General features: G+C 70.1%; 25 protein-coding genes and 1 riboswitch. Of the genes, 10 read left to right on the top strand and 15 right to left on the bottom strand.

Annotated features, from left to right (window positions below):
* The first annotated feature begins 52 nt into the window (after nt 1–52).
* The 4 genes from ABZ910_RS16680 to ABZ910_RS16665 all read left to right on the top strand — a co-directional run bounded on the left by ABZ910_RS16680 (nt 53) and on the right by ABZ910_RS16665 (nt 4,516).
* On the top strand, nt 53–1,033 hold the full coding sequence (locus ABZ910_RS16680) for a hypothetical protein (protein ID WP_361364774.1): 981 nt from the start codon (nt 53–55) through the stop codon (nt 1,031–1,033).
* Nucleotides 1,034–1,109: 76 nt separating this feature from the next.
* A complete protein-coding gene (gene def, locus ABZ910_RS16675) occupies nt 1,110–1,760 on the top strand; it encodes a peptide deformylase (protein WP_361364772.1) in 651 nt (216 codons plus the stop codon).
* 300 nt (nt 1,761–2,060) lie between these two features.
* A complete protein-coding gene (cyc1, locus tag ABZ910_RS16670; protein ID WP_361364769.1) occupies nt 2,061–3,140 on the top strand; it encodes an epi-isozizaene synthase in 1,080 nt (359 codons plus the stop codon).
* Nucleotides 3,137–4,516, top strand: a complete 1,380-nt coding sequence (locus ABZ910_RS16665) for a cytochrome P450 (protein ID WP_361364766.1) — start codon at nt 3,137–3,139, stop codon at nt 4,514–4,516. The genes cyc1 and ABZ910_RS16665 overlap by 4 nt, the downstream gene beginning before the upstream one ends.
* Nucleotides 4,517–4,538: 22 nt before the next feature.
* Here ABZ910_RS16665 and ABZ910_RS16660 read toward each other — a convergent pair whose 3' ends face one another.
* Nucleotides 4,539–5,504: a helix-turn-helix domain-containing protein gene (locus tag ABZ910_RS16660; RefSeq protein WP_361364763.1), complete on the bottom strand. Its 966-nt coding sequence runs from the start codon at nt 5,502–5,504 to the stop codon at nt 4,539–4,541.
* A 93-nt stretch (nt 5,505–5,597) separates the two neighbouring features.
* Here ABZ910_RS16660 and ABZ910_RS16655 point away from each other — a divergent pair, with 93 nt between their 5' ends.
* A complete protein-coding gene (locus ABZ910_RS16655; RefSeq protein WP_361364760.1) occupies nt 5,598–5,840 on the top strand; it encodes a hypothetical protein in 243 nt (80 codons plus the stop codon).
* Here ABZ910_RS16655 and ABZ910_RS16650 read toward each other — a convergent pair.
* The 6 genes from ABZ910_RS16650 to ABZ910_RS16625 form a co-directional block, all read right to left on the bottom strand.
* Nucleotides 5,753–6,766, bottom strand: coding sequence for a ribonucleotide-diphosphate reductase subunit beta (locus ABZ910_RS16650; protein ID WP_361364757.1), 1,014 nt, complete (start codon nt 6,764–6,766; stop codon nt 5,753–5,755). The two genes, ABZ910_RS16655 and ABZ910_RS16650, sit on opposite strands and share 88 nt — an antisense overlap.
* On the bottom strand, nt 6,766–9,147 hold the full coding sequence (locus ABZ910_RS16645) for a ribonucleoside-diphosphate reductase subunit alpha (protein ID WP_361364754.1): 2,382 nt from the start codon (nt 9,145–9,147) through the stop codon (nt 6,766–6,768). Before ABZ910_RS16645 ends, ABZ910_RS16650 begins: the two co-directional genes overlap by 1 nt.
* A gap of 121 nt (nt 9,148–9,268) precedes the next feature.
* Nucleotides 9,269–9,442, bottom strand: a riboswitch (cobalamin riboswitch).
* Between the two features lie 32 nt (nt 9,443–9,474).
* Complete coding sequence (locus tag ABZ910_RS16640; protein ID WP_361364751.1) at nt 9,475–9,981, bottom strand: GNAT family N-acetyltransferase; 507 nt, start codon at nt 9,979–9,981, stop codon at nt 9,475–9,477.
* A gap of 94 nt (nt 9,982–10,075) precedes the next feature.
* Nucleotides 10,076–11,713, bottom strand: coding sequence for a monocarboxylate uptake permease MctP (mctP, locus tag ABZ910_RS16635; RefSeq protein WP_361364748.1), 1,638 nt, complete (start codon nt 11,711–11,713; stop codon nt 10,076–10,078).
* The gene (locus tag ABZ910_RS16630) at nt 11,710–11,982 is read right to left on the bottom strand and encodes a DUF3311 domain-containing protein (protein ID WP_361364745.1); all 273 of its coding nucleotides are present in this window, start codon (nt 11,980–11,982) and stop codon (nt 11,710–11,712) included. Before ABZ910_RS16630 ends, mctP begins: the two co-directional genes overlap by 4 nt.
* A 161-nt stretch (nt 11,983–12,143) precedes the next feature.
* Nucleotides 12,144–12,908, bottom strand: a complete 765-nt coding sequence (locus tag ABZ910_RS16625; protein WP_361364742.1) for a GntR family transcriptional regulator — start codon at nt 12,906–12,908, stop codon at nt 12,144–12,146.
* A gap of 237 nt (nt 12,909–13,145) precedes the next feature.
* Between ABZ910_RS16625 and ABZ910_RS16620 the strand changes: the two genes are divergently transcribed.
* On the top strand, nt 13,146–14,657 hold the full coding sequence (locus tag ABZ910_RS16620) for a glycoside hydrolase family 3 protein (RefSeq protein ID WP_361364739.1): 1,512 nt from the start codon (nt 13,146–13,148) through the stop codon (nt 14,655–14,657).
* A gap of 9 nt (nt 14,658–14,666) precedes the next feature.
* Here ABZ910_RS16620 and nagB read toward each other — a convergent pair whose 3' ends face one another.
* The gene (nagB, locus tag ABZ910_RS16615) at nt 14,667–15,452 is read right to left on the bottom strand and encodes a glucosamine-6-phosphate deaminase (RefSeq protein WP_361364736.1); all 786 of its coding nucleotides are present in this window, start codon (nt 15,450–15,452) and stop codon (nt 14,667–14,669) included.
* 473 nt (nt 15,453–15,925) lie between these two features.
* Here nagB and ABZ910_RS16610 point away from each other — a divergent pair, with 473 nt between their 5' ends.
* Nucleotides 15,926–17,392, top strand: coding sequence for a PAS domain-containing sensor histidine kinase (locus ABZ910_RS16610; protein WP_361364849.1), 1,467 nt, complete (start codon nt 15,926–15,928; stop codon nt 17,390–17,392).
* A 161-nt stretch (nt 17,393–17,553) separates the two neighbouring features.
* Here ABZ910_RS16610 and ABZ910_RS16605 read toward each other — a convergent pair whose 3' ends face one another.
* Nucleotides 17,554–17,811 carry a WhiB family transcriptional regulator gene (locus ABZ910_RS16605; RefSeq protein ID WP_003992873.1) on the bottom strand — a complete coding sequence of 86 codons (258 nt, stop codon included), beginning with the start codon at nt 17,809–17,811 and terminating at the stop codon, nt 17,554–17,556.
* Between the two features lie 322 nt (nt 17,812–18,133).
* Nucleotides 18,134–19,102, bottom strand: coding sequence for a diacylglycerol kinase family protein (locus ABZ910_RS16600; protein WP_361364734.1), 969 nt, complete (start codon nt 19,100–19,102; stop codon nt 18,134–18,136).
* Nucleotides 19,103–19,219: 117 nt separating this feature from the next.
* Between ABZ910_RS16600 and ABZ910_RS16595 the strand changes: the two genes are divergently transcribed.
* Nucleotides 19,220–19,693: a hypothetical protein gene (locus ABZ910_RS16595; protein WP_361364731.1), complete on the top strand. Its 474-nt coding sequence runs from the start codon at nt 19,220–19,222 to the stop codon at nt 19,691–19,693.
* A 40-nt stretch (nt 19,694–19,733) separates the two neighbouring features.
* On the opposite strand, the gene ABZ910_RS16590 is transcribed toward ABZ910_RS16595, so the two are convergent.
* The 3 genes from ABZ910_RS16590 to ABZ910_RS16580 all read right to left on the bottom strand — a co-directional run bounded on the left by ABZ910_RS16590 (nt 19,734) and on the right by ABZ910_RS16580 (nt 21,895).
* A complete protein-coding gene (locus ABZ910_RS16590; RefSeq protein WP_361364728.1) occupies nt 19,734–20,918 on the bottom strand; it encodes an RNA polymerase sigma factor SigF in 1,185 nt (394 codons plus the stop codon).
* 17 nt (nt 20,919–20,935) lie between these two features.
* Nucleotides 20,936–21,349: an anti-sigma regulatory factor gene (locus ABZ910_RS16585; protein ID WP_004925829.1), complete on the bottom strand. Its 414-nt coding sequence runs from the start codon at nt 21,347–21,349 to the stop codon at nt 20,936–20,938.
* A gap of 285 nt (nt 21,350–21,634) precedes the next feature.
* Nucleotides 21,635–21,895, bottom strand: a complete 261-nt coding sequence (locus ABZ910_RS16580; RefSeq protein WP_361364846.1) for a UBP-type zinc finger domain-containing protein — start codon at nt 21,893–21,895, stop codon at nt 21,635–21,637.
* 128 nt (nt 21,896–22,023) lie between these two features.
* Between ABZ910_RS16580 and ABZ910_RS16575 the strand changes: the two genes are divergently transcribed.
* Entirely contained in the window at nt 22,024–23,619 is a 1,596-nt protein-coding gene (locus tag ABZ910_RS16575; protein WP_361364725.1) for a Na+/H+ antiporter, read from the top strand.
* Here ABZ910_RS16575 and ABZ910_RS16570 read toward each other — a convergent pair whose 3' ends face one another.
* Together ABZ910_RS16570 and ABZ910_RS16565 are read right to left on the bottom strand one after the other, a co-directional pair.
* The gene (locus tag ABZ910_RS16570) at nt 23,620–24,501 is read right to left on the bottom strand and encodes a pyridoxal-phosphate dependent enzyme (RefSeq protein WP_361364723.1); all 882 of its coding nucleotides are present in this window, start codon (nt 24,499–24,501) and stop codon (nt 23,620–23,622) included.
* A gap of 76 nt (nt 24,502–24,577) precedes the next feature.
* Nucleotides 24,578–25,171: an N-acetylmuramoyl-L-alanine amidase gene (locus ABZ910_RS16565; RefSeq protein ID WP_361364721.1), complete on the bottom strand. Its 594-nt coding sequence runs from the start codon at nt 25,169–25,171 to the stop codon at nt 24,578–24,580.
* 292 nt (nt 25,172–25,463) lie between these two features.
* Between ABZ910_RS16565 and ABZ910_RS16560 the strand changes: the two genes are divergently transcribed.
* Nucleotides 25,464–26,870, top strand: coding sequence for a family 2B encapsulin nanocompartment shell protein (locus ABZ910_RS16560; protein ID WP_361364718.1), 1,407 nt, complete (start codon nt 25,464–25,466; stop codon nt 26,868–26,870).
* The last annotated feature ends 54 nt before the right edge of the window (nt 26,871–26,924 follow it).

Raw genomic sequence — 26,924 nt, 5'->3', positions numbered from 1 at the left:
CGGGGGCAGACGCCAGCCCACTGAGCGGAACTGGAACTGGCAGGCGGGAATCGTGAGGATCTTCGGAAAGGGACGACACAGGCCCTCCGCCTCCTGGCGGCAGGCCACCGACCGGGCGTTCACGCTGATCGGCGACGGCCGGTACGAGGACGCGGGCGAGCTGCTGACCCGCGCCGCGGACCTGGAGCCCTGGCTGTCGGAGTCCTGGTTCAACCTCGCCCTGCTGCACAAGTTCCGGCACGACTGGGAGCAGGCCCGCGCCGCCGGCCTGCGGGCGGTGGCCCTGCTCGACCGGGAGGCCGGCGCGCCCGACTGGTGGAACGTCGGCATCGCCGCCACCGCCCTCCAGGACTGGTCGCTGGCCCGGCGGGCCTGGCAGGCCTACGGGCTGCGGGTGCCCGGCGGAGCCGCCGTGTCCGGTGAGCCCGCCGGCATGGAGCTGGGCAGCGCGGCCGTACGGCTGTCCCCGGAAGGGGAGGCCGAGGTCGTGTGGGGCAGGCGGCTCGATCCCGCGCGGATCGAGGTGCTGTCCATTCCGCTGCCGTCGTCCGGGCGGCGCTGGGGGGAGGTCGTCCTGCACGACGGGGTGCCCCACGGCGAGCGCACCACGGCCGCCGGACACGCCTACCCCGTCTTCGACGAGATCGAGCTGTGGGCGCCCTCGCCCGTCCCCACCTGGGTGGTCCTCCTGGAGGCCGCCACCGAGGCGGACCGCGACGCCCTGGAGCAGCTCGCCGCCGACGCCGGCTTCGCGGCCGAGGACTGGTCGTCGTCCGTGCGGCTGCTGTGCCGGATGTGTTCGGAGTCACGGATGCCGTCCGACGAGGGTGACGGGATTCATCTGGATCCCCACGACCACAGCGAGCCGGGGCATCCCGGTCCCCTCGGCCACCGCACCGACGGGCAGCTGTGGGTGCCGGAGCGGGAGTGCGGGGTGGCCGCGCCGGCCGCGTTGGTGCGGGGGTTGCTGGACGGGTGGGTCGCCGACTCACCGGAGTCCCGGGACTGGCGGGATCTGGAAGAAGTCTGCTGAGCCGTTTCCCCGGCGAGACCGCGATTAGGCTGTACTCGCAGATTTTTCCCAGGCATGCAGGAAGGCACCGTCGGTCATGGCGCAGCAGGACACCGATCAGCAGCACGCGGGCGTGCTCCCCGTGGACGACGAGGGCTTCGTCATCGACACCGAGGAGACCGAGGAGCGCGAGAACGCCTGGCGCAAGCGGGGCACCTCGCGGGCCATCACGGTCGTCGGCAACCCGGTGCTGCACAAGGAGTGCAAGGACGTCACGGAGTTCGGCGCGGAGCTCGACCAGCTGGTCGCGGACATGTTCGCCAGCCAGCGCACCGCCGAGGGCGTGGGCCTGGCCGCCAACCAGATCGGCGTCGACCTCAAGGTCTTCGTCTACGACTGCCAGGACGACGAGGGTGTCCGGCACGTCGGCGTCGTGTGCAACCCGAAGCTCGTCGACCTGCCCGCCGACCGGCGCCGGCTGGACGACAGCAACGAGGGCTGCCTGTCCGTGCCGACCGCCTACGCGCCGCTCGCCCGTCCCGACTACGCCGAGGTGACCGGGCAGGACGAGAAGGGCAACCCGATCAAGGTGCGCGGCACCGGCTACTTCGCCCGGTGCCTGCAGCACGAGACCGACCACCTGTACGGCTACCTGTACATCGACCGACTCTCCAAGCGCGAACGCAAGGACGCGCTGCGGCAGATGGCGGAGAACGAGCCGCGCTACCCCGTGGTCGCCAACGACTGAGCCCCACTCTCAGCCACGCCGGACGGCCCCGGCGATGACGCCCGGTCAGGATCGATTCCGACCGGGCGTCGTTCGTTTTCGTTCGTTTGTGCGTCGTACATTCGATCCCTTGTCCGGCCCGCTGATCCCTCATCAGTCACGCAAGGGGAGATTCTCGGCATCGCGGGGTAGCGAGTGATGCAAATCCGTTCCCATACCGGTCAGTTGTAGTGCTGAATGGGAAGTGCGGGGATACGCAACGGCGCACGCCCGGCACAACGGGAGGGGTGTGCGCTCCTGGCGGCTGAGAGGGGTTTGTTCGTGCACGCTTTCCCACACGGCACCACATCAACGGCGGTGACAGTCCCGCCGTCGCTCGCCCTTCCGGTGATCGAGGCGGCCTTTCCCCGGCAACTGCATCCGTATTGGCCGCAGCTCCAGGAGAAGACGCGCCTCTGGCTGCTCGAAAAGCGACTCATGCCGGCGGACAAGGTCGAGGCACATGCCGATGGCCTGTGCTACACGGACCTGATGGCGGGCTACTACATCGGCGCACCCGACGACGTCATGCAGGCCATCGCCGACTACAGCGCGTGGTTCTTCGTCTGGGACGACCGCCATGACCGCGACGTCGTACACGGGCGCGCGGCCGACTGGCGGCGGCTCAGGTCCCGTCTGCACACCGCACTCGACTCACCCGGGCACCATCTGCACCACCCGGACCCCTTGGTCGCGGGTCTCGCGGACAGCGTGGTGCGGCTGTACGCGTTCCTGCCCGGCACCTGGAACGCGCGCTTCGCCCGCCACTTCCACGCGGTGATCGAGGCGTACGACCGCGAGTTCCGCAACCGGACCGAGGGGCATGTGCCAGAGGTAGATGAGTACCTCGCCCTGCGGCGCCTCACCTTCGCGCACTGGATATGGACGGATCTGCTGGAGCCGGCGGCCGGTCTCGAAATCCCGGACGCGGTGAGGAAAAACCCGGTCTATCGCCGTCCGGCACTGCTGAGTCAGGAATTCGCCGCCTGGTACAACGACCTCTGCTCGCTCCCGAAGGAAATCGCGGGAGAAGAGGTCCACAATCTCGGAATCAGTCTCATCACGCATGAGGGACTGAACCTGGAGGAAGCGGTCGCGGAAGTGCGGCGGCGCGTCGACACATGCATAGCCGAATTCATCGAGGCGGAGCGCGCGGCGTTACGTTTCGCCGACGACCTCGCCGACGGCACGACGCGGGGAAAGGAACTCAGCGCCGCCGTGCAGGCCTGCGTGTGCAATATGCGGAACTGGTTCAGTTCCGTCTACTGGTTCCACCACGAATCCGGCCGGTACATGGTCGACAGCTGGGACGACCGGTCCACACCCCCGTACGTCGACAACGAAGCGGCAGGTGAGAAATGACCATCGAATCCGCGACGCCCGAAGCCGAGGCCCGCTCGGCGTCGGAGCTGCGTGAACCGCCCCTCGCGGGCGGCGGTCTCCCGTTGCTCGGCCACGGCTGGAAGCTGGCCCGGGACCCGCTCGCCTTCATGTCCCAGCTACGCGACCACGGCGACGTCGTACGGCTGAAGCTCGGCCCGAAGACGGTGTACGCCGTCACCACCCCCGACCTCACCGGCGCCCTCGCGCTCAGCCCCGACTACCACGTCGACGGCCCGGTGTGGGAGTCCCTCGAAGGGCTGCTCGGCAAGGAGGGCGTGGCCACCGCCAACGGCCCCCGCCACCGGCGCCAACGGCGTACCATCCAGCCCGCGTTCAGGCTCGGCGCCGTCCCCGGGTACGGGCCGATCATGGAGCAGGAGGCGCACGCGCTGACCGAGCGCTGGCGCCCCGGCGACACCATCGACTGCACCCCCGAGTCCTTCCGGGCCGCCGTGCGCATCGCCGCCCGCTGCCTGCTGCGCGGCGTGTACATGGACGAGCGCGCCGAACGGCTCAGCACCGACCTCACCACCGTCTTCCGCGGCATGTACCGGCGCATGGTGCTCCCGCTCGGACCGCTGTACCGGCTGCCGTTCCCGGCCAACCGTGAATTCAACCGGGCGCTGGCCGATTTGCATCTCCTCGTCGACGAGATCGTCACCGAGCGCCGAGCATCCGGTCAAAAGCCGGACGATTTGCTGACGGCTTTGCTGGAGGCGAAGGACGACAATGGAGACCCCATCGGGGAACAGGAGATCCACGATCAGGTCGTCGCGATACTCACGCCCGGAAGCGAAACAGTCGCGGCCGCGATCATGTGGCTGCTCCAGGTGCTCGCCGAACATCCGGAACATGCGGAGAAGGTGCGCGCCGAGGTGGAAACGGTGACCGGTGGTGACCGTCCTGTGGCATTCGAGGATGTTCGCAGCCTCACGCATACGAACAATGTCATCATCGAGGCCATGCGTTTGCGCCCGGCCGTATGGATATTGACGCGGCGCACGGTGACGGACACCGCGCTCGGTGCCTATCGCATTCCGGCCGGGGCGGACATCATCTACAGCCCGTACGCCATCCAGCGCGACCGCCGGTCCTTTGGGGACCATCTCGACTTCGACCCCGACCGCTGGCTGCCCGAGCGGGCCAAGGGCGTGCCGAAGTACGCGATGAGCCCCTTCGGCGTGGGCAACCGCAAGTGCCCCAGTGACCACTTCTCGATGGCCCTGCTGACCCTGCTCGTGGCGGCACTGTCGGCGAAGTACCGCTTCGAGCAGGTCGGGTCGTCCGACGACGCGACCCGCGTGGGAATCACGCTGCGGCCGCACCGGCTGCTGCTGACGCCCGTCGCATGGTGAGACCGCCGCTGCCGGCGCGCGCTCAGGCGGCCTCCGGGCCGCGGAACGCGCGCCGGTACGACTGCGGGGTGGTCCCCAGCACCCGGCCGAACTGGTGGCGCAGCGCGGCCGCCGTGCCGAACCCGGTGCGCGCGGCGATCGCGTCCATCGTCTCGTCCGTGCCCTCCAGCAACTCCTGGGCCGCCAGAACACGTTGACGCAGGAGCCAGCGGTAGGGGGTGGTGCCGGTCTCCTGCTGGAAGCGGCGGGCGAAGGTGCGCGGCGCCATGTGGGCGCGGTCGGCGAGCTGCTCGACGGTGACCTCTTGGTCGAGATGCCGCTCCATCCACGCCAGCACTTCGGCGACGGTGTCGCACGGGTCCTTCGGCAGCGGCCGCTCGATGTACTGCGCCTGGCCGCCGTCCCGGTGCGGGGGCACCACCATCCGGCGGGCGATCTTGTTGGCGACGTCGGGCCCCTGCTCCTTGCGCACGATGTGCAGACACGCGTCGATGCCGGCCGCGGTGCCGGCGGAGGTGATCACCGGGTCCTCGTCGACGTACAGCACGTCCGGCTCGATGACCGCCCGCGGATTGCGCAGCGCCAACTCCCGGGCGTGCCGCCAGTGCACGCTGCACCGCCGCCCGTCGAGCAGCCCGGCCGCACCGAGCACGAAGACACCGGAGCAGACGCTGAGCACGCGCGCACCGCGGTCCACGGCGCGCACCAGGGCGTCGAGCAGCGCAGGCGGATACTCGCGCGTGACGTAGTCGGCACCGGCCGGCACCGCGATCAGGTCGGCCTCCTCCAGCCGTTCGAGACCGTACGGCGTGGAGACGCGCAGCCCGCCCACATGCGTGCTCAGCGTCGTCCCCTCCGCCGAGACCACGGCGAAGTCGTACACCGGCAGCCCGTCGTCACTGCGGTCGCTGCCGAACACCTCGCAGACGACACCGAGCTCGAAGGGATGCACGCCGTCGAGGAGGACGGCGGCCACGTTCTTCAGCATGCCTCCAGTGTGCCGCGCGACTGGCAGGAATTCGAGGGGGTGCGGCAGTCCTGCCACTGACGGTAAGGAGCATTCGGCGCGACAGTAGTGTCCATGAACGGAAACCAGATCGAAGGCCTCATCGGAATGCTCTCCGTCCTCGCGATCTTCGTCCTCCTGGTCCTCCCGTCAGTGCTCGGCATCGTGCGCGAGCGGCGCATCGACCGACAGCTGCGGGAGTCCCAGGAGGCACGGGGGAGCGGAAGGGATCAGAAGTCCTCGTCCAGGTCGACGGTGCCCTCCACCGCCACCTGGTACGCCGAGGCGCGGCGCTCGAAGAAGTTCGTCAGCTCCTGAACGCCCTGCAGCTCCATGAAGGAGAACGGGTTCTCCGAGCCGTACACCGGAGCGAAGCCGAGGCGCGTCAGGCGCTGGTCGGCGACGCACTCCAGGTACTGCCGCATCGAGGCGGTGTTCATGCCCGGGAGGCCGTCACCGCACAGGTCGCGCGCGAACTGCAGCTCGGCCTCGACGGCCTCCCGCAGCATGTCGGTGACCTGCTGCTGGAGTTCGTCGTCGAAGAGCTCCGGCTCCTCCTTGCGGACGGTGTCCACGACCTCGAACGCGAAGGACATGTGCATCGTCTCGTCCCGGAACACCCAGTTGGTGCCCGTGGCGAGGCCGTGCAGCAGACCCCGGCTGCGGAACCAGTAGACGTACGCGAAGGCGCCGTAGAAGAACAGGCCCTCGATGCACGCGGCGAAGCAGATCAGGTTCAGCAGGAAGCGGCGGCGGTCGGCCTTGGTCTCCAACCGGTCCAGCTTCTCGACCTCGTTGATCCACTTGAAGCAGAACGCGGCCTTCTCGCGGATGGAGGGGATGTTCTCCACCGCGTCGAAGGCGGCCGCGCGGTCCTCCGGATCGGGGAGGTAGGTGTCCAGCAGCGTCAGATAGAACTGGACGTGCACGGCCTCCTCGAACAGCTGGCGGCTCAAGTACAGCCGCGCCTCGGGGGAGTTGATGTGCTTGTACAGCGTCAGCACCAGGTTGTTCGCGACGATCGAGTCGCCCGTCGCGAAGAAGGCCACCAGGCGGCCGATCAGGTGCTGCTCCTCCGGGGACAGCTTCGCGAGGTCGGCCACGTCCGAGTGGAGGTCGACCTCCTCCACGGTCCAGGTGTTCTTGATGGCGTCCCGGTAACGCTCGTAGAAGTCGGGGTAGCGCATGGGGCGCAGCGTCAGCTCGAAGCCCGGGTCGAGGAGGTTGGTGTTACGGGTACTCATTACTGGCAGGCCTCGCAGGACTCGGGGTTCTCAAGGGAGCAGGCGACGGCGTCGGCCTCGGCCACCTGCTGGACGGGGATGGTGGGCTGCGCCTTGCCGGCCGCGCGGGCGATGCGGGTCGCGGGGCGCGAGCGCAGGTAGTACGTCGTCTTCAGGCCCTGCTTCCAGGCGTACGCGTACATCGAGGAGAGCTTGCCGATGGTCGGCGTCTCCATGAAGAGGTTGAGCGACTGGGCCTGGTCCAGGTACGGGGTGCGCGCCGCGGCCATGTCGATCAGGCCGCGCTGCGGGATCTCCCACGCCGTGCGGTACAGCGCCCGTACGTCCGCCGGGATCCACGCGAAGTCCTGCACCGAGCCGCTCGACTCGCGCAGCGCCTCGCGGGTGCGGGCGTCCCAGACGCCGAGCTGCTTGAGGTCCTCGACCAGGTAGGAGTTGACCTGCAGGAACTCGCCCGAGAGGGTCTCGCGCTTGAAGAGGTTGGAGACCTGTGGCTCGATGCACTCGTACACGCCCGCGATCGAGGCGATGGTGGCGGTCGGCGCGATGGCCAGAAGCAGCGAGTTGCGCATGCCGGTCGTGGCGATCCGCTCGCGAAGCGCCGCCCAGCGCTCCGGCCAGGTCGGCTCGACGCCGAAGTGGTCGGGATGCAGGACACCCTTGGCCGTACGGGTCTTCTCCCAGGCCGGGAGCGCGCCGTTGCGCTCGGCGAGGTCGGCGGAGGCCTCGTACGCGGCGAGCATGATGCGCTCGGCGATCCGCGTGGACAGGGCGCGCGCCTCGGGCGAGTCGAAGGGCAGGCGCAGCTTGAAGAAGACGTCCTGCAGGCCCATGGCGCCGAGACCCACCGGCCGCCACTGGGCGTTGGAGCGGCCCGCCTGCTCGGTCGGGTAGAAGTTGATGTCGACGACGCGGTCGAGGAAGGTGACGGCCGTGCGGACCGTCTCGTCCAGGCGCTGCCAGTCGATGTCGCCGGTCGCCGTGTCGACGAAGGCGCCCAGGTTCACGGAACCCAGGTTGCAGACCGCCGTCTCCCCGTCGTCCGTGACCTCCAGGATCTCCGTGCAGAGGTTGGAGGAGTGGACGACGTGGCCCGGCTCGGCCGTCTGGTTGGCGGTGCGGTTGGCGGCGTCCTTGAACGTCATCCAGCCGTTGCCGGTCTGCGCGAGGGTGCGCATCATGCGGCCGTACAGGTCGCGGGCCGGCATGGTCTTCTTGGCGAGCCCGGCGGCCTCCGCCTTGCGGTACGCGGCGTCGAACTCCTCGCCCCACAGGTCGACCAGCTCGGGCACGTCCGCCGGGGAGAACAGCGACCACTCGGCGTCGGCGTTGACCCGGCGCATGAACTCGTCCGGGATCCAGTGCGCCAGGTTGAGGTTGTGCGTACGCCGGGCGTCCTCACCGGTGTTGTCGCGCAGCTCCAGGAACTCCTCGATGTCGGAGTGCCAGGTCTCCAGGTAGACGGCCGCGGCGCCCTTGCGCCGGCCGCCCTGGTTCACGGCGGCGACCGAGGCGTCGAGGGTCTTCAGGAACGGGACGATGCCGTTGGAGTGCCCGTTGGTGCCGCGGATCAGCGAACCGCGGCTGCGGATACGGGAGTACGACAGACCGATGCCGCCCGCGTGCTTCGAGAGGCGGGCCACCTGGTGGTAGCGGTCGTAGATGGAGTCCAGCTCGTCCAGCGGGGAGTCGAGGAGGTAGCACGACGACATCTGGGGGTGCCGCGTGCCGGAGTTGAAGAGCGTGGGGGAGGAGGGCAGGTAGTCGAGGCGGCTCATGAGCCCGTAGAGCGCGGCGACTTCGTCGACGGAGCGGGTGCTGTCGTCCTCGGCGAGACCGGCGGCGACGCGCAGCATGAAGTGCTGGGGAGTCTCGACGACCTTGCGGGTGATCGGGTGGCGCAGGAGGTAGCGGCTGTACAGCGTGCGCAGGCCGAAGTAGCCGAAGCGGTCGTCGGCGGCCGGGTCGGCCAGCGCGTCGAGCCGCTCGGCGTGCAGCTGCGCGAACTCGGCGGTGCGGTCGGCGATGAGCCCTTCCCGGTGCCCCAGGGTGACGGACTCCGTGAAGGACGTGACGCCCTGCGACGCGGCCTCGGCGCGGATGCCGACGGCCAGCAGGCGGGCGGCCAGCCGGGAGTAGGCGGGGTCCTCGGAGATGAGGCCCGCGGCCGCCTCCGTGGCCAGCTCACGCAACTCCCGCTCGTCCGCGCGCGCGGACCGGCCGCGCAACGCGGCGGCGGCGACCCGGCCGGGGTCGGCGTCGGGAAGGTCGGCGGTCAGCTCGGTCAGGGTCCGCAGCAGCGCGGCACCGGGACCGTCGGTCTCCAGGTCCGTGGCGGAAACGCCGGTCGCTGAAGCCGGGTCGGCTGGCGCGATGGTCACGTGGGGCTCTCCCTCGCTCGGCACAGGGCCTTGCGGAGGGCAGGGGCAGCACACGAGCGCACGGCGCGTCGCGTCCACCGGCCCACTCCGCGAGGCCCGGACGTCAGAACACCCGGGCCGGACGGCCGGGCGCACTGTCGGCAGGTCCTCGGACTGACGCTCGTGCGCCGTCACCGGGAGGGGGACGGACATGCACAAGTACACCGTTGCGGGACAGTTCCGGATTCGCACCGGATTCCCCTGCGACGACAGCGAGCATGAGCATACATCTTGTGCCGGGTGTGAGAGACACCCCCATATGTTGTGTCGTGGTGACTCCGGAGCGTGTCAGAAGGTCAACTCGTAGGTGAGCAGCGTGAAGTCGCCGACGTCCGGGATCGGGTTCCAGTCGCGCCCGGGGCTGCGGACGAAGCCCAGCCGTTCGTAGATGCGGTGGGCGGTGTGCATGGCCTGCTGCGTCGACAGGACGATGCCCACGCAGCCGCGCGTGGCCCGCGCCCGCTCGACACAGGCCCGTACGAGCGCCTCCCCGGCTCCCCGTCCGCGCGCCGCGTGCGCGACGGCGAGCATCCGTATCTCGGCCTCCTCGGGCCGGGCGACGTCGGCCATGGGACCGCCGGACGGCACGAAGGTGACTCCGCCGAGGATCCGGTCGCCGTCGGCCGCCACGAGCACCTCGGCGGCGGCCGCCCGCTTCGCGACGTCCCGCAGCTCCCCGAGGTACCAGTCCGCCTCCCCGAACGTGAGCAGCCCGTCCCGGAGGTAGGCCTGCGCGGTGATCTCGCCGAGCGCGTCGTAATCGCCGGGTGCCGCCTGCCTGATCACGATGTCCATGGAGCCGAGTGTGCCGGACGGGTACGGCAACGGGCCGCCGGTTTTTCTCCGGCGGCCCGTCGCTCGCGTACGGCTCAGTGCCGTCGTGTTCGGCTCAGTGCGCCGAGCCCGCCGTCGCCGGCGGCAGCTCCACCTGGACGCCCGGGTCGCCCGCGTCCGCCGTGTAGTCCTCCGGCCGGGTCTCGTCGACGCCCTCAGGGGCCTTGACGGCCTTCAGGGCGAGAGTGAGGACCACCGTGACGACCACGTTGAGCACGAACGCCGTCATGCCGATGTAGCCCATGTCACCGATGCCGGGGATGGCCGCCGCCGGGCCACCGAAGTGCTTCTGCGCCGGGTTCGTCGGGGAGACGACACCGTACGCGGTGAGCGTGCCGTAGACCATGCCGACCGCCCAGCCGGCGAGCAGCGCCCAGCGGTGGCACCAGCGGGTGAACAGGCCGCCGACCAGCGCCGGGAAGGTCTGCAGGATCCAGATACCGCCGAGCAGCTGGAAGTTGATGGCCACGGTCTTGTCCATGGTCAGGACGAAGACCAGCGCGCCCACCTTCACCAGCAGCGACACGATCTTGGAGACCCGGGTCTCCTGCTGCGGCGTCGCGTCCGGCTTGATGAAGTCCTTGTAGATGTTGCGGGTGAACAGGTTCGCCGCCGCGATCGACATGATGGCCGCGGGCACCAGCGCGCCGATGCCGATCGCCGCGAAGGCCACACCCGCGAACCAGGACGGGAACATGTTCTCGAACAGCTGCGGGATCGCCAGCTGCCCGTTGGTGACCTTCACCCCGGCCGCGATCGCCATGAAGCCCAGCACCGCGAGCAGGCCGAGCATCAGGGAGTACAGCGGCAGGATCGTGGTGTTGCGGCGGATCACGTCACGGCTCTTGGACGACAGGGTCGCGGTGATCGAGTGCGGGTACATGAAGAGCGCGAGCGCGGAGCCGAGCGCCAGGGTGGCGTACGACCACTGGCCCGCCTCCGGCGGGAAGAGCGCGCCACGCGGCTTTCCGGTCGCCGGGTTGGTCTGCGCGAACGCGTCGCCGGCCTTGGCGAAGATGTGCTCGAAACCGCCCAGCTTGATCGGGATGTAGATGATCGCCACCGCGATGACGATGTAGATCAGCGCGTCCTTGACGAACGCGATCAGCGCGGGGGCCCGCAGGCCGGACGAGTAGGTGTACGCGGCCAGCACACCGAAGGCGAGCAGCAGCGGCAGGTCCTTCATGAACCAGTTGGAGCTCGTGTCGCCGCCGATGCCCATCACGTCCAGCACCGCCTGGATGCCGACGAGTTGGAGCGCGATGTACGGCATGGTGGCCAGGATGCCGGTGAGGGCCACCGCGAGCGACAGGCCCTTGGAGCCGAAGCGGCCGCGCACGAAGTCCGAGGTCGTCACGTAGCCGTGCTTGTGCGAGACCGACCACAGGCGCGGCAGGAACGTGAAGATCAGCGGGTAGACGAGGATCGTGTACGGCACCGCGAAGAAGCCCGCCGCGCCCGCCGCGTAGATGGCCGCCGGGACCGCCACGAACGTGTAGGCCGTGTACAGGTCGCCGCCGAGCAGGAACCAGGTGATCCAGGTGCCGAACGACCGTCCGCCCAGGCCCCATTCGTCGAGGCTCTGCTCGTTCTCGGCCTTGCGCCAGCGCGCGGCCAGGAAGCCCATGACCGTGACGGCCAGGAAGAAGAAGACGAAGACGCCGAGCGCGACGCCGTTCACGCCGTTTTTCATTCCGACGCACCCCCGTCCTGGGCGGCAGCGACGCGCCGAGTACGCTGCTCACGCTGCCAGAGCTGATAGGCCGTCATCGTCAGTGCGGTGGAAATGATCACCCACAGCATCTGGTACCAGTAGAAGAACGGGATCCCGATGAACGTGGGGTCCGTCTTGGCGTAGGAGCCGACCCAGAGCATCGCCACGAACGGGGCGATGAGACATAGGGCGATTACCACCCGGACCGGTGTCACCACCGGTGGTTTCACTGCAGGCGAATCTGACATGCCACGGCTCCGTCCCCTCGCTGATCAGCTGCGTAATGCGCACGCAATGTAGGTGACGTGTCAACGAAGCGGAAGACCTCGTCCGCATATCGGTCCCGAACAGTGACCTGGGCCGACAATGGCGCTACGCACCAGGTCTACCCCGGTTTACCTCAACTGCCTTACTCCTGTGGGCGCTTGAGTCGCGCGACGAACTTGTAGCGGTCGCCGCGGTAGACCGACCGCACCCACTCCACCGGCTGGCCGTCCCGGTCCAGCGAGTGCCGGGAGAGCATCAGCATCGGCAGGCCCACGTCGGTACCGAGCAGCGCCGCCTCGCGCGGGGTGGCCAGCGAGGTCTCGATGGTCTCCTCGGCCTCCGCGAGATGGACGCCGTACACCTCGGCGAGGGCGGTGTAGAGGGACGTGTACTTGACGAGGCTGCGGCGCAGCGCCGGGAAGCGCTTCGCGGACAGGTGCGTGGTCTCGATGGCCATCGGCTCTCCATTGGCCATGCGCAGCCGCTCGATGCGCAGCACGCGGCCGCCGGCCGTGATGTCGAGGAGCTCGGCGAGCCGGTCGTCGGCGGTGACGTAGCCGATGTCGAGCAGCTGCGAGGTCGGCTCCAGGCCCTGGGCGCGCATGTCCTCGGTGTAGGAGGTGAGTTGCAGCGCCTGGGAGACCTTCGGCTTGGCGACGAAGGTGCCCTTGCCCTGGATGCGCTCCAGGCGGCCCTCCACGACCAGCTCCTGCAGGGCCTGACGGACGGTGGTGCGGGAGGTGTCGAACTCGGCGGCGAGGGTGCGCTCGGGCGGGACCGGCGTGCCGGGCGCCTGGGTCTCCGTCATGTCGAGCAGGTGCTTCTTCAAGCGGTAGTACTTGGGCACGCGCGCGGTACGGACGGCTGCTCCACCCTCGTTCTCCGCACTGCTGACGTCGGTGCTCATGCTCTGCCTTCCCGGCTCCGGATGCCGACAGCGACCGACGTCCCGTCGGTCACGGCTCACATCGTGGCACGGCTTCGTGCGACGGGGGTGCGCCCGCACGCTCCGTGATCTCTCTGTATACCTTCGCCCCTCCGGCTGGTCTAGTCCACCCGCGCCCTTGACAGGCGGATTGGTCTGGGCCAAGCTCCCGGTGGCTTGATGCCGCACCGTCGGCGCCGTGAAGGGACAGCACACCCGATGACGACATTCGCCAGCGGTACCGACACCCTGACACGAGACGCGCTCACCGTCCTCCAGCCCGGCTTCGCCGGCACCACGGCGCCCGACTGGCTGCTGCGCCGGCTCGGCGAAGGCCTGGCGTCCGTGGGCCTGTTCGCCCGCAACATCTCCTCGCCGGAGCAACTGGCCGCCCTGACCGCACAGTTGCGCGCCGAGCGCGACGACATCCTGGTCGCGGTCGACGAGGAGGGCGGAGACGTCACCCGCCTGGAGGCGCGCACGGGCTCCGGTTATCCGGGCAACCACGCGCTGGGCGCGGTCGACGACGTCGCCCTCACGCGTGAGGTGGCCCATGACATCGGCCGCCGCCTCGCGGCCTGCGGAGTGAACGTCGACTGGGCCCCGTCGGCGGACGTGAACTCCAACCCCGCCAATCCGGTCATCGGTGTACGCGCGTTCGGCGCCGACACCGACCTGGTCGCGCGCCACACGGCCGCCTACGTCACCGGCCTGCAGTCGGCCGGGGTCGCCGCCTGCACCAAGCACTTCCCCGGCCACGGCGACACGGCCGTCGACTCCCACCTCGCGCTGCCCCGCATCGACGTGTCGGCCGCGGTGCTGAACTCCCGTGAACTGGCCCCCTTCCGCGCCGCCATCGCCGCCGGCACCCGCGCCGTGATGAGCGCCCACATCCTGGTCCCGGCCCTGGACCCGGACCGCCCGGCCACCCTCTCGCCCCGGATCCTGACGGACCTCCTGCGCGGCGAACTCGGCTACGACGGCCTCATCGTCACCGACGCCATGGAGATGCGCGCCGTCGCGGACACTTACGGCATCGAACGCGGCAGCGTCCTCGCGATCGCCGCCGGCGCCGACGCCATCTGCGTGGGCGGCGGCCTGAGCGACGACGAGACGGTACGACGCCTGCGCGACGCCCTGGTCACGGCCGTGCGCACCGGCGACCTGCCGGAGGAGCGCCTGGCCGACGCGGCGGAGCGGGTACGGGCACTGGGGCGCTGGACACGGGAAGCGGCGTCCGGGGACGGGTCGTCCTCCGCTGCGGCCGAGCCACGGGCGGACATCGGGCTCGTCGCCGCCCGGCGCGCGCTCGCGGTGTCGTACGCCGAGCCCTTCGAGCCGCTGACCTCGGCCCCCTATGTCGCCGCCCTCACCCCCGTCGCGAACGTCGCCGTCGGGGACGAGACCCCCTGGGGCGTCGCCGCCGAGCTGGCCGCGCTGCTGTCCGGGACGCGGACGGGGACCTTCGTGGGGGAGGGGGCGGGGCGGCAGGCCCTGGCCGCGGCGGGGGAGCGCCGGATCGTCGCCGTGGTCCGCGACGAGCACCGCCACCCCTGGATGGCGGGCGCCCTCGACGTCCTCCTGGCGGCCCGGCCGGACACGGTGGTGGTCGAGATGGGCGTACCGCAGTCCCCTGCCCGAGGCGCCCTGCACGTCGCCACCCACGGCGCGGCCCGGGTGTGCGGCCGGGCGGCCGCCGAGGTCATCGCGGGCAGCCCCCGGGTGTCCTGATCGCAAGGCTCAAATGCCCTGCCACGCCGGCTTCTCGGCGTACGTGTGCCGGAAGTAGTCCGCCAGCTTCAGCTTGGACGCGGCCGCCTCGTCGGCGACCACGGTGGCGTGCGGGTGGAGCTGCAGCGCCGAGGCGGGACAGACCGCCGCGACCGGCCCCTCGACGGTCGCGGCGACCGCGTCCGCCTTGCCCTCGCCCGTCGCGAGCAGCACCAGGTGCCGTGCCTCGAGGATGGTCCCGATGCCCTGCGTGATGACGTGATGCGGCACCTGCCCGATGTCGCCGTCGAAGAAGCGCGCGTTGTCGATGCGCGTCCGCTCGGTCAGCGTCTTGATCCGGGTGCGCGAGGCGAGCGACGAGCAGGGCTCGTTGAACCCGATGTGCCCGTCGGTCCCGATCCCGAGCAGCTGCAGATCCACGCCGCCGGCCTCCGCGAGCGCCCGGTCGTACGCCGCGCACGCGACCGGAATGTCCTCGGCGGTGCCGTCCGGCCCCATGAACGCGTCCATGCCGATCCCGAGCGGCTCCAGCACCTCCCGCCGGAGCACCGAACGGTACGATTCCGGGTGCTGCGCGGGCAGGCCCACGTACTCGTCGAGCTGGGCGATCCGTGCCCGCGAGGCGTCCACGGCACCGGAGCGGACCCTGGCCGTCAGTGCGCGGTAGACGGGCAGCGGGGTCGAGCCGGTGGCCACGCCGAGCAGGGCGTCGGGCCTGTGCCGCAGCAGCCGGGCCATGGCCTCGGCGACGAGCTCGCCGCCGGCCGCGGCGTCCGGAACGATCACGACTTCCACGCTGGGACCGCCGTTCTGAAGAAGACGGGACTGGGGGAGGGCTGGAGCTATGTGGTTTAGACCAATCTAGCAGAGCGGCATTTTCCCGGTCGGGCAAATTGCCTCGGCCATCCGGTCCCGTACATGACCTCGGCGGGCTAGGCTGCGAGGCGCCGACTGTGAACATCCTCCAACGCATGGACACCCCACGTGGTCTAGTCCACAATGCATAAACGGACTTCGTACGGTAAGACGTACGACGCAGCCGCTTGCTTCCGTCTTCCCCGCACAGGAAGGCGGACCGAGGATCCGGAGCTCTCTGCCCTGACTGCCCCGGCTCCTCACCTTCGGCCGACCCGGGACCGCACACCCCGCGGCCGATGCTGCTCCGGGCTGCGGTGCCGGGAGGGTTGAGGGTCCCTTCCAGGCGCCGCGGCCCGCGGGTGTTTTCGGGGCGGAACAAACCGCCGGGTACGCTCACAGTTGTGCCCTCCATGAACGAACTCGTACGCCAGCACACAGCCCTCGACGACTCCGATCTCGAGTGGCTCCACCTGCTGGTTTCGGAGTGGCAGCTGCTCTCCGACCTCTCCTTCGCCGACCTGGTGCTGTGGGTCCCGACCAGCGACGGCACCCGGTACGTCTCGGTCGCCCAGATGCGCCCCAACACCGGGCCGACCTCCTACCAGGACGACATGGTCGGCCACCTCGTCCCGCGCGGCCGGCGCCCCATGCTGGACGCGGCGCTCGACGAGGGCCGGATCGTGCGCGAGGGCGACCCGGAGTGGCGCGAGGAGGTCCCGGTCCGGGTCGAGTCGATCCCCGTACGGCGTGAGGGCCGCGTCCTCGGCGTGATCGCCCGCAACACCAACCTGCTGACCGTGCGCACCCCGAGCCGCCTGGAGCTGACGTATCTCCAGAGCGCCTCGGACCTCGCGCAGATGATCGCGGCCGGTGCCTTCCCGTTCCCCGACCAGCAGGTCGACATGGACATCTCGCCGCGCGCCGGAGACGGCCTGATCCGGCTCGACGCGGACGGCATCGTCCAGTACGCCTCCCCGAACGCACTGTCCGCCTACCACCGCCTCGGCCTCGCCGCCGACCTGGTCGGCCACCACCTGGGCGAACTCACCGCCGAACTCGCCCCGAGCCGGGGGCCGGTGGACGAGGCACTGGCCAAGGTGGCGAGCGGCTGGGCGCCGCGCGAGTTCGAGATCGAGGCCAATGACGGGGTGATCCAGTTCCGGTCGATCCCGCTCAAGCCCAAGGGCACCCGCATCGGTTCGCTGGTGCTGTGCCGGGACGTCACCGAACTGCGCCGCCGTGAGCGCGAGTTGCTCACCAAGGACGCGACCATCCGGGAGATCCACCACCGGGTGAAGAACAACCTGCAGACGGTCGCCGCCCTGCTCCGTCTCCAGGCCCGCCGCATCGAGTCCGCGCGCGGCCGCGAGGCGCTGGAGGAGGCGGTGCGCCGCGTGGGCTCGATCGCGATCGTGCACGAGACGCTCTCCCAGAACCTGGACGAGCGCGTGGAGTTCGACGAGATCGCCGACCGCGTGCTCGCCATGGTCGCCGAGATCTCACCCGGCCGGGTCACCGGCCGGCGCAGCGGGCGCTTCGGTGTCCTCGACGCCGAGGTCGCGACCCCGCTGTCGATGGTCCTGACCGAGGTCCTGCAGAACGCCCTGGAGCACGGCTTCCGTGAGGGCGACACCGGCACGGTCGAGGTCTCGGCGGTGCGCGGCGGCACGACCAAGGAGGCCCGCCTCCTCGTCACCGTCCAGGACGACGGCGTCGGCCTCCCCGAGGACTTCGACCCGCACCGTTCGGGCAACCTGGGCCTGCAGATCGTACGGACCCTGGTCGAGGGCGAGTTGGGCGGCACGTTCGACATGGTCCCGGCGCCGGAGCGGGGGACGCGGGTGCTGCTGGACATCCCGGTGTGCATGCAGAAGTAAGTACGGCGAGTCGGGCGGCGCGGACAGCGAAGAGCCCCGGACCAGTGGTGCCGGTCCGGGGCTCTTCGTTCATTGCTGCTGCGCGCTGCGGCTCGGGGGCGGGAGAAGCGTACTCGCTGTACGCGCCGCCAAGCTCAGGCTGTCAGATCGGGTGGGTGGTGTCAGGCGGAAGCCTGACGGGCCCGGTTGCGGGCGGCGCGGCGCTTCATGGCGCGGCGCTCGTCCTCGCTGAGACCACCCCAGACGCCGGAGTCCTGGCCGGACTCGAGCGCCCACTGCAGACACTGCTCGATAACGGGGCAGCGACGGCAGACGGCCTTGGCTTCCTCGATCTGCAGCAGCGCAGGACCGGTGTTGCCGATGGGGAAGAAGAGCTCGGGGTCTTCCTCGCGGCAAACGGCGTTGTGACGCCAGTCCATGGCTGCTACCTCTCCTTGGGTATTACGTGCAGGTTGCTTGTGAATGTGAACGCTTTCACGAATCCCTCAACAGATGAAAGGCCGCACGCCAGGCTCATCCTGACGTGGTCCTGTGGTGTGAAGAGGGGTTCTGGAGATCAGCGGATGCCAAAGTTACGGGCCGTCCCGATCGCCACGTAGAGACTCGCAAACCTCAGCGGCGGATACAACCCCTTCCGGAAAGTTTTTTTTGATTCCTCGGTGTCGACTAGGTCACAGCCGTACTTCCATGGGGTGGATCCTGGCCTAAACGTTCGAGTGAAAGGAGTTTGGTCCGTTCCGCTCACACAATCACACGCAGTGCACGGCGCACGCCTGTGAACGTCACGCTCGTGCGCAGTCCCAGGTGGTCGCCGTCCATCTGGAGGGGGAGCGGCACCTTCGAATGCAAGGTGAAGCGGTCCAGGTCATGCAGGGAAAAGGCATGCCTTCCATGCGGTCCGCGCCCGGGGGACGAAGTGAGCAACTGGGTGCCATACCGGGCAACAGCCGCTGTGGACAAGCGACTTAGACCGAGTACGTCGATGCCTTTATCGAACGAGGCCTTAGGCGACGTGTACATCGGGCGATTGCCGAGATACGTCCACGGAGACGTGTTCGACGTTATGGCCACCACCAGATCGGTGACCGGATCCGCGTCCGGCCGCTCGAGCGTGATCGTGCCGTGCCGGCGGTTCGGCTCGCCGAGGAACTGCCGCATGACCTGACGTACGTACAACGCATGCGTCGACTTCTTGCCGCGCTCGCGCTGCCGCTCGACCCGGCCGACCACGCCCGCGTCGAAACCGAGCCCCGAGTTGAAGGTGAACCAGCGGGACGGGACCGACTCGTCCTCGGTGCCGGGCGTGCCGGAGGTCAGGCCGAGGCCGATGATGCGCTCGCGCCGTTCCCGCAGCGCGTCCAGCAGTGCTCCGGTGGCCTCGACGGGGTCGTTGGGCAGGCCCAGGGCGCGGGCGAAGACGTTGGTGGAACCGCCGGGGACCACGGCGAGGCCGGGCAGGCGCTGCGGATCGGGGCCCGCGTGCAGCAGACCGTTGACGACCTCGTTGACCGTGCCGTCGCCGCCCAGGGCCACCACCAGGTCGATGTCGTCGCCCTCCGCCGCCTGGCGGCCGAGGTCGCGCGCGTGCCCGCGGTACTCGGTGGTGACGGCCTCGAGCTTCATCTCGCTCGCCAGCGCGTGGATCAGTACGTCGCGCGTACGTGCGCTTGTGGTGGTAGCCGCCGGATTGACCACGAGAAGTGCACGCATGGATTGCAGCGTACCTACTGGGTGGTACCGCGCCCAGGGTTCGTTAGGGATCAGGTAAGAGAAAGGAGCGTGAGGCTGGCCACCGAGGCGCCCGGGGCGGGCGGCTACCCTGCTGGGGTGAGCAGTGAGCAGACCTCCTCCCCCGAGTCCGACGCAGCAGGCGGTGCCGGCGGCCCCCGCCCGCGCCGACTGACGTACGCGGCGGCGCTGGCCGCCGTCGAGGGGCTGGCGCTGGTGGCCGCGGGCGCGTGGATGCTCGTCCTCGGCCTGACGGGTCAGCCGGACGGCCGGCAGCAGGCCGTGACCGGCGGTGTGACGGTGCTCGTGCTCGCGCTGCTGCCGCTGCTCGCCGCGCGCGGGCTGCTGCTGCGCCGCAGCTGGAGCCGCGGCCCCGCCGTGATCACCCAGATCATGGCTCTTCCGGTGGCCTACAACCTGCTCCAGGCCGACAGCCTCGCCATTCCCGCCGGCATCGCGCTCGCGGTGGTCGCGGTGGCCTCGCTGGTCCTCCTGGTCAACCCGGCGACGACCCAGGCCCTCGGGATCAAGGGGCCGGGCCGCCGCGCGCAGGAAGAGGCCGAGCGGCAGTAGCCGTACGACTGCTCCCGTACTTCTCCGGTCCGGTGGTCCTCTACTCCTCGACCAGCAGCTTGTCCCGCAGCTGTGCCAGGGTCCGGGCCAGCAGGCGGGACACGTGCATCTGGGAGATGCCGACCTCCTGCGCGATCTGCGACTGGGTCATGTTGCCGAAGAAGCGCAGAAGAAGGATCCGCTTCTCCCGCGGCGGCAGGTCTTCCAGGAGCGGCTTCAGGGACTCGCGGTACTCGACGCCCTCCAGCGCCTCGTCCTCGGCGCCGAGGGTGTCGGCGACCGCCGGGGACTCGTCGTCGGTGTCGGGGACGTCCAGGGAGAGGGTGGAGTAGGCGTTCGCCGACTCCAGGCCCTCCAGGACCTCCTCCTCCGAGATGGCCAGCTTCTCGGCCAGCTCATGGACGGTGGGGGAGCGGCCGTGCTGCTGGGAGAGCTCGGCCGTGGCCGTGGTGAGGGCGAGGCGCAGCTCCTGGAGGCGGCGCGGGACGCGGACGGCCCAGCCCTTGTCGCGGAAGTGGCGCTTGATCTCGCCGACGACGGTCGGGGTGGCGTACGTGGAGAACTCCACGCCGCGCTCGGGGTCGAAGCGGTCCACGGACTTGATCAGGCCGATGGTGGCGACCTGGGTGAGGTCGTCCAGCGGCTCGCCGCGGTTGCGGAACCGGCGCGCCAGGTGCTCGACGAGCGGCAGATGCATGCGGACGAGCTGATTGCGCAGCTCCGCGTACTCGGCGCTGCCCTCCTGCAGCCTGCGCAGCTCGACGAACATCGCGCGCGCCCCGCTCCGGTCCTGAGGATCGTGCTGCGTGCCCTGCGCGCTCCGTGCGCCCAGTGCCTCGTCCTCGGAGTATCGCTCGTGCTCGCTCATCGTCCCGCCCGTCGCCCTTCCCCGAGCTGCCGCCTCCTCCCCCACTCTCGGCTTGGCTCGAGCGGGGGCGCCCCCATGACCGGGGGACACGCCCTCGTTCCGCCTTTCCGGAGGCGCGCTCTGCATGGCACCGTCCCGATCCCGCCGCACGTCGTCCGGGTCCGGGGAGCCGGCCTGTGCGGAGTCGTCCTCCGGGTGCGGCCTGGCCTGCTCGGGGATGCCGTCGACGCCGTCGGTCATGCGTCGGGAGTCGTCCGCAGGGGCGCCAGGGGCGTCCCCCAGGCTCTCGGCCATGCTTCGGGGGGCGCTCCCGTTCTCGGTCGGCAGCTCCCGTGTGCCGCGCTCTTCGTCCCGCACCGGCCCGTCCCCGTTCCTCACGCCGGCCCGGGTCCCGCGCCGCGCTGTTTGTAGAGGCTGATGGATACGGTCTTGTCCTCGTCGACGGCCGATGAGACCTTGCCCGCCAGGGCCGACAGCACGGTCCAGGCGAAGGTGTCCCGCGAGGGCGCGTGACCGTCTGTGGTCGGGGCGGACACGGTGACCTCGAGCGAGTCGTCGACGAGCCGGAAGACACAGCTGAGCACCGAGCCGGGCACGGCCTGCTGGAGCAGGATCGCGCAGGCCTCGTCCACCGCGATGCGCAGGTCCTCGATCTCGTCGAGGGTGAAGTCCAAACGGGCCGCGAGGCCGGCCGTGGCCGTCCGCAGCACCGACAGGTAGGCACCCGCAGCCGGCAGCCGGACTTCCACGAAGTCCTGGGTCGCGGGCTCGCCTGCGATCTGGGACACCCTCACCTCCATGGTGGTACAAGCTTCTCGGGGCCGAGGGTCGCCCCTCGGGGTAACGCCATTGCTGGTTCAGCGGTGACGCTATCGCGCTCTGAACTTTCCTGTCCCCGGGACCCCGTCCCCCTGGCGTCACTCACAGTAAAACTGTGGATACGCTCCGTGTCTAGGGGTCTGCGGGCCCAATTGGGATGAGCGCGCGCCGGATTGACGTACCCAGACGTCAGACGGTCGAACCGTCGGGAACCGGCGGTCGTCATGCAGTGTCACACGACTTAGTGGTCGACGTCACACGAGAACATGATCGACGAAGCACCAGCGCCATTCCTCGCCGGGTTCGAAAGTCCGCATGACGGGGTGGCCGGACGTCTCGTGGTGCTTCGTCGCATGTCGGTGCGGCGAGGAGTCGCAGCAGGCGACGTGGCCGCATGTCAGGCACATGCGCAGCTGAACCGGGTGCTCGCCGAGCGCGAGACACTCGGGACACGTCTTGTCCTGCGGGTCGGGTTCCGGATGCGGCAGCGCGCCGACGTGCGTGCACTGTTTCATGATTGCCAGATTACGACGGGCGCGAGGGGCGCCGCGCGCAAGGCCCGGGGCGGTCGAGGGCGCGGGAACGGCGTGCACGGCGGGCATGTCGCGAACGACGGCGAGGACGGCGGAGGGACGGCGAGACCATGAACGTGATGCCGCTGCTGTTGCTGGTGGCGGGCAGTGCGGCGGTCGCCGGGGCCGCCCGGCGCACCCCGGTGCCGGCGCCGCTGCTCCTGGTCGCGGTGGGACTGGCGGTGTCGTACGTCCCCGGCATGCCGCACTACCCCCTCGACCCCGAGGTCGTCCTCCCGCTGCTGCTGCCCCCGCTGCTCTACACCTCGGCGACCGACAGCTCCTACCTCGACCTGCGCGCGCAACTGCGGCCCGTGGCGCTGCTGTCGGTGGGCTACGTGCTCTTCGCGACCTTCGTCGTCGGCGGGGCCGTCTACCTGATCGTGCCCGGGATGCCGCTGCCCGCGGCGCTGGTGCTGGGGGCGGTGGTCGCACCGCCGGACGCGGTCGCGGCGACGGCGGTGGCACGGAGGGTCGGTCTGCCCTCCCGGATCACGACCATTCTCCAGGGCGAGTCCCTGCTGAACGACGCCACCGCGATCACCGCCTACAAGGTGGCCGTCGCGGCGGCGGTCGGTGCGGCGGCCACCTGGTCCGGCGCGGTGGTCGCGTTCCTGATCGCGTCGTTCGGCGGCGTAGCGGTCGGCCTGGTGCTGATGGCCCCGCTCCACTGGCTGCGCACCCACCTCAAGGAACCGCTCCTGCAGAACACGCTCTCGCTCCTCGTCCCCTTCGTGGCGTACGGCGTCGCCGAGCAACTGCACGCCTCCGGCGTCCTCGCGGTCGTGGTCGTCGCCCTGTATCTGGGGCACCGCGCGTGGGAGGTCGATTTCGCCACCCGGCTCCAGGAGGAGGCGGTGTGGAAGATGGTCGCCTTCATCCTGGAGTCGGCGGTCTTCGCCCTCATCGGGCTGCAACTGCCGGTCGTCCTCAGGGGCCTCGGCGCGTACGAGGGCTCCGCCGCCGCCTGGTACGCGGTGGCCGTCTTCCTGGTGGTGGTCCTGGCCCGGTTCGTCTGGGTCTATCCGGCGGCCTTCCTGCCGCGCCTGCTGTCGGCCCGGATCAGGGAGCGCGAGGCGAACCCCACCTGGAGGGGTGCGATGGTGACCTCCTGGGCCGGCATGCGCGGTGTCGTGTCCCTGGCGATCGCGTTCTCCATCCCGCTCACGGTGGACAGCGGCGCCCCCTTCCCGCAGCGCAACCTGATCCTCTTCCTGACGTTCACGACCGTCATCGGCACGCTGGTCGTCCAGGGCCTGACGCTGCCCCCGCTGATCCGCCTGCTGAAGTTCCCCGGCCGCGACGTCCAGGCCGAGACCCTGGCCGAGGCCAACGCCCAGGCGCAGGCATCCCGGGCCGCGGAGGCCCGCCTCGACGAACTCCTCGCCGACGAGCGCAACATGCTGCCCCCACCGCTCGCCGACCGCCTGCGCACCGTCCTGGAGCGCCGCCGCAACGCCGTCTGGGAGCGGCTCGGCGCGGTGAACCCGGTGACCGGCGAAACGGTCGACGACACCTACCGCCGGCTGTCCCGGGAGATGATCGGCGCCGAGCGCGCGGTGTTCGTCAGGCTGCGCGACCTGCGCTACATCGACGATGAGATGCTGCGCACGCTGCTGCGCAGACTGGACCTGGAGGAGGCGGCCGCCTACCGGGAGGCGGCCTGATCAGGCCGTGATCACGGCAGCCACGCTCGTCCCCCGCGCAAACGCCCCTTCCTCTGCGCAGGCGACGAGTCCATAGAGCAACTTGGCGACATACAGCCGCTCGACCGCCACCCCGTGCCGTTCCTCGAAGTCCTCGGCGAAGGCGTCCAGTTCGGGGGTCGTACGCGCGTACCCCCCGAAGTGGAACCGCTCGTCGAGCGACCACGCGCCGCGCTGGCCACCGAAGGCCCCTTCCTGCAACCTCTGTATCTCGGCCTCCAGAAAGCCCCCCTTGAGCACGGGCACCCCCAACCCCCGCTGCCCGGCGTCCAGTCCCGCCGCCAGCCCGGCCAGCGTGCCTCCCGTGCCGCAGGCGATCGCCACCACGTCGGCGTGCCCGCGCAGCTCCTCGCCGAGGCCGCGGCAGCCTCGTACGGCCGCCGTATTGCTGCCGCCCTCCGGCACGACGTACGCGTTCTCGGCGTCGGCCGCCCGCAGGATGTCGGTCAGCGTCTCCGGCTCGGCCTTGCGTCGATACGTCGACCTGTCGACGAAGTGCAGACGCATGCCGTCGGCCGCGCACCGGGCCAGCGAGGGGTTGAGGGGGCGGTCGGCCAGTTCCTGGCCGCGGACCACGCCGATCGTGGTCAGCCCGAGGAGCCGGCCCGCGGCGGCGGTGGCGCGCAGGTGGTTGGAGTAGGCCCCGCCGAACGTGACCAGCGTCCGCCCCGCCGCGGCCTCGATGTTCGGCACCAGCTTGCGCCACTTGTTGCCGATCAGCTCCGGGTGGATCAGGTCGTCGCGCTTGAGGAGGAGGCGGACACCGTGCTGGCCGAACCGGTCGTCGGCCACCTCCTCCAACGGCGAGGGGAGCCGGGGGTCGAGGGCGTCGTAGCTGGTCACGGCTTCATTGTCGCTCGCGCGGCCGGTCCGGCAGGCCGCCGGCCATCGGGCCGCCGGTCCGCCGGTCATCAGGCCGTCATTCCTTCAGCCGCTCCTTGATCCGGTCCCGCAGCCAGGCCATCGTGAAGCCCCGTGGGTCCACCTTCCCCGGCTGCCACTCGCGGTGTCCGATGACCGACCGCTGCGTCCAGCCGTGGTGGCGGCAGACCGCCGCGGCGACCCTTTCGATCGCCTCCAGCTGGGCCTCGGGCCAGGGGTCCTCGCCGTCGCCGAGGTTCTCGCACTCGAAGCCGTAGAAGTGCCGGTTTCCGTCGGTGACGGCCTCGTCGTCCGGCGGCAGCGTCTTCTCGGCGATCACCGCGCGGAGCACGTCGTCGTCGCCGAGCCCGGCGTGGTTGGCGCGGCCGTAGCCGACGAGGTGGACCCTGCCGTCCTTGGTGATGACGCCGTGGCACAGCGGGCCCGGCAGCTCCGCGTAGCCGTCCCGGCAGAGCTTCACCGTCCGCTCGCCACCCTGGGTGGCCGTGTGGTGGATCATCACCCCGTGGACCGGTCCCCACGGGCCCTTCTGGTTGCGGTTGTGATGCTTCCAGTCGCCGACCTCGACGACCGTGACACCCGCCGCTCTCAGAGCGTCCAGAAACGCGCTCGCGGACATGGGCGAGGCCATGGGCGCCTCCTTCGTGCCGTGCCCGACGGCCACGGGGCGCGACCGTCTCGTACAGCTGTCTCTACCGAAAACGGACGTCCCGGACCACGTTGTTCGCACGATGTGCGAGTCGATCCGGACACCTTTCGCATGGCTGCCGCCTGGACGATGTCCGACCATGTGCCCACTTGCGTGATGATCCATTCCCGCTCGTTCGGGGAATGGCCGGGGCAGGTCCGCGCTGGAACGCTGGTCGTGAGATCGAGGAACCGGCGCAGTTCGGCTCCGGCGCATGACTGGGAGGGCATTCTCTATGTCGGTAGGCGAAGAGGTCCGCACGGATCAGGGCAAGCCGCAGCAGTCTCTTGACACGGCGGCAGCGCGGAACCTGGCCACCACCACCAAGTCCGTGCCTCAGATGCAGGAGATCAGCTCCCGCTGGCTGCTGCGCACACTGCCATGGGTGAACGTGCAGGGCGGCACGTACCGGGTGAACCGGCGGCTCACCTACGCGGTCGGCGACGGCCGTATCACCTTCGTGAAGACCGGCGACCGCGTCGAGGTCGTCCCCGCCGAGCTGGCCGAGCTGCCGGCGCTGCGTGCGTACGAGGACGGGGAGGTGCTCTCGGAGCTGGCCCAGCGCTGCCGCCAGCGGGACGTCGCCCCGGGTGAGGTGATCGCCTCGTTCGGCAGCCAGACCGACGAGGTGTACCTGCTGGCACACGGTCGGGTCGAGAAGATCGGCACGGGGCCGTACGGCGACGACGCGGTCCTCGGTGTCCTCGCCGACGGGGCGTACTTCGGCGAGCAGGCGCTGCTCGACCCGGACGCCATCTGGGAGTACACCGCGCGCGCGGACACGGCGTGCACCGTCCTGATCCTCTCGCGCCAGGACTTCGAGCAGGTCGCGGAGCGCGCGGACTCCCTGCGCGAGCACCTCCAGCAGCTGCGCGCGATTCCGGAGCAGCGCACCAACAAGTACGGCGAGAAGGCGGTCGACCTGTCGGCCGGCCACAGCGGCGAGCCGGACATTCCGCACACGTTCGTCGACTACGAGGCCAGCCCGCGCGAGTACCAGCTGAGCATCGCCCAGACCGTGCTGCGCATCCACACGCGCGTGGCCGACCTCTACAACCAGCCCATGAACCAGACCGAGCAGCAACTCCGGCTCACCGTGGAGGCGTTGAAGGAGCGCCAGGAACACGAGCTGGTCAACAACCGGGAGTTCGGACTCCTGCACAACTGCGAGTACGACCAGCGGATCCAGCCGCACGACGGCGTGCCCGGCCCGGACGACATGGACGAGCTGCTCAGCCGCCGGCGCGGTACGAAGCTGTTCCTCGCCCACCCGAAGGCGATCGCCGCGTTCGGCCGCGAGCTCAACAAGCGCGGACTCGTCCCGGAGTCCGTCGACATGGGCGGCCATCGCATCCCGACCTGGCGCGGGGTGCCGATCTACCCGTGCAACAAGATCCCGGTCAGCGACGCGCGGACGACGTCGATCATCGCCATGCGTACGGGAGAGGAGGACCAGGGGGTCGTCGGGCTCAGGCAGTCCGGGATCCCGGACGAGATCGAGCCCAGCCTGTCCGTCCGCTTCATGGGCATCAACGAACAGGCCGTCATCAAGTACTTGGTGACGGCCTACTACTCGGCGGCCGTACTGGTACCGGACGCGCTCGGCGTCCTGGAGAACGTGGAGACCGGCCGCTGGCGGTGACGTTTCCGCACGTCGCGGCCGTGTCTGCGCCCGCGGGCGTGGGTACACCCTCGT

The organism is Streptomyces sp. NPDC046805 (assembly GCF_040645355.1).
Taxonomy (GTDB): domain Bacteria; phylum Actinomycetota; class Actinomycetes; order Streptomycetales; family Streptomycetaceae; genus Streptomyces.
This window is presented reverse-complemented; position numbering and strand designations above follow the sequence as displayed.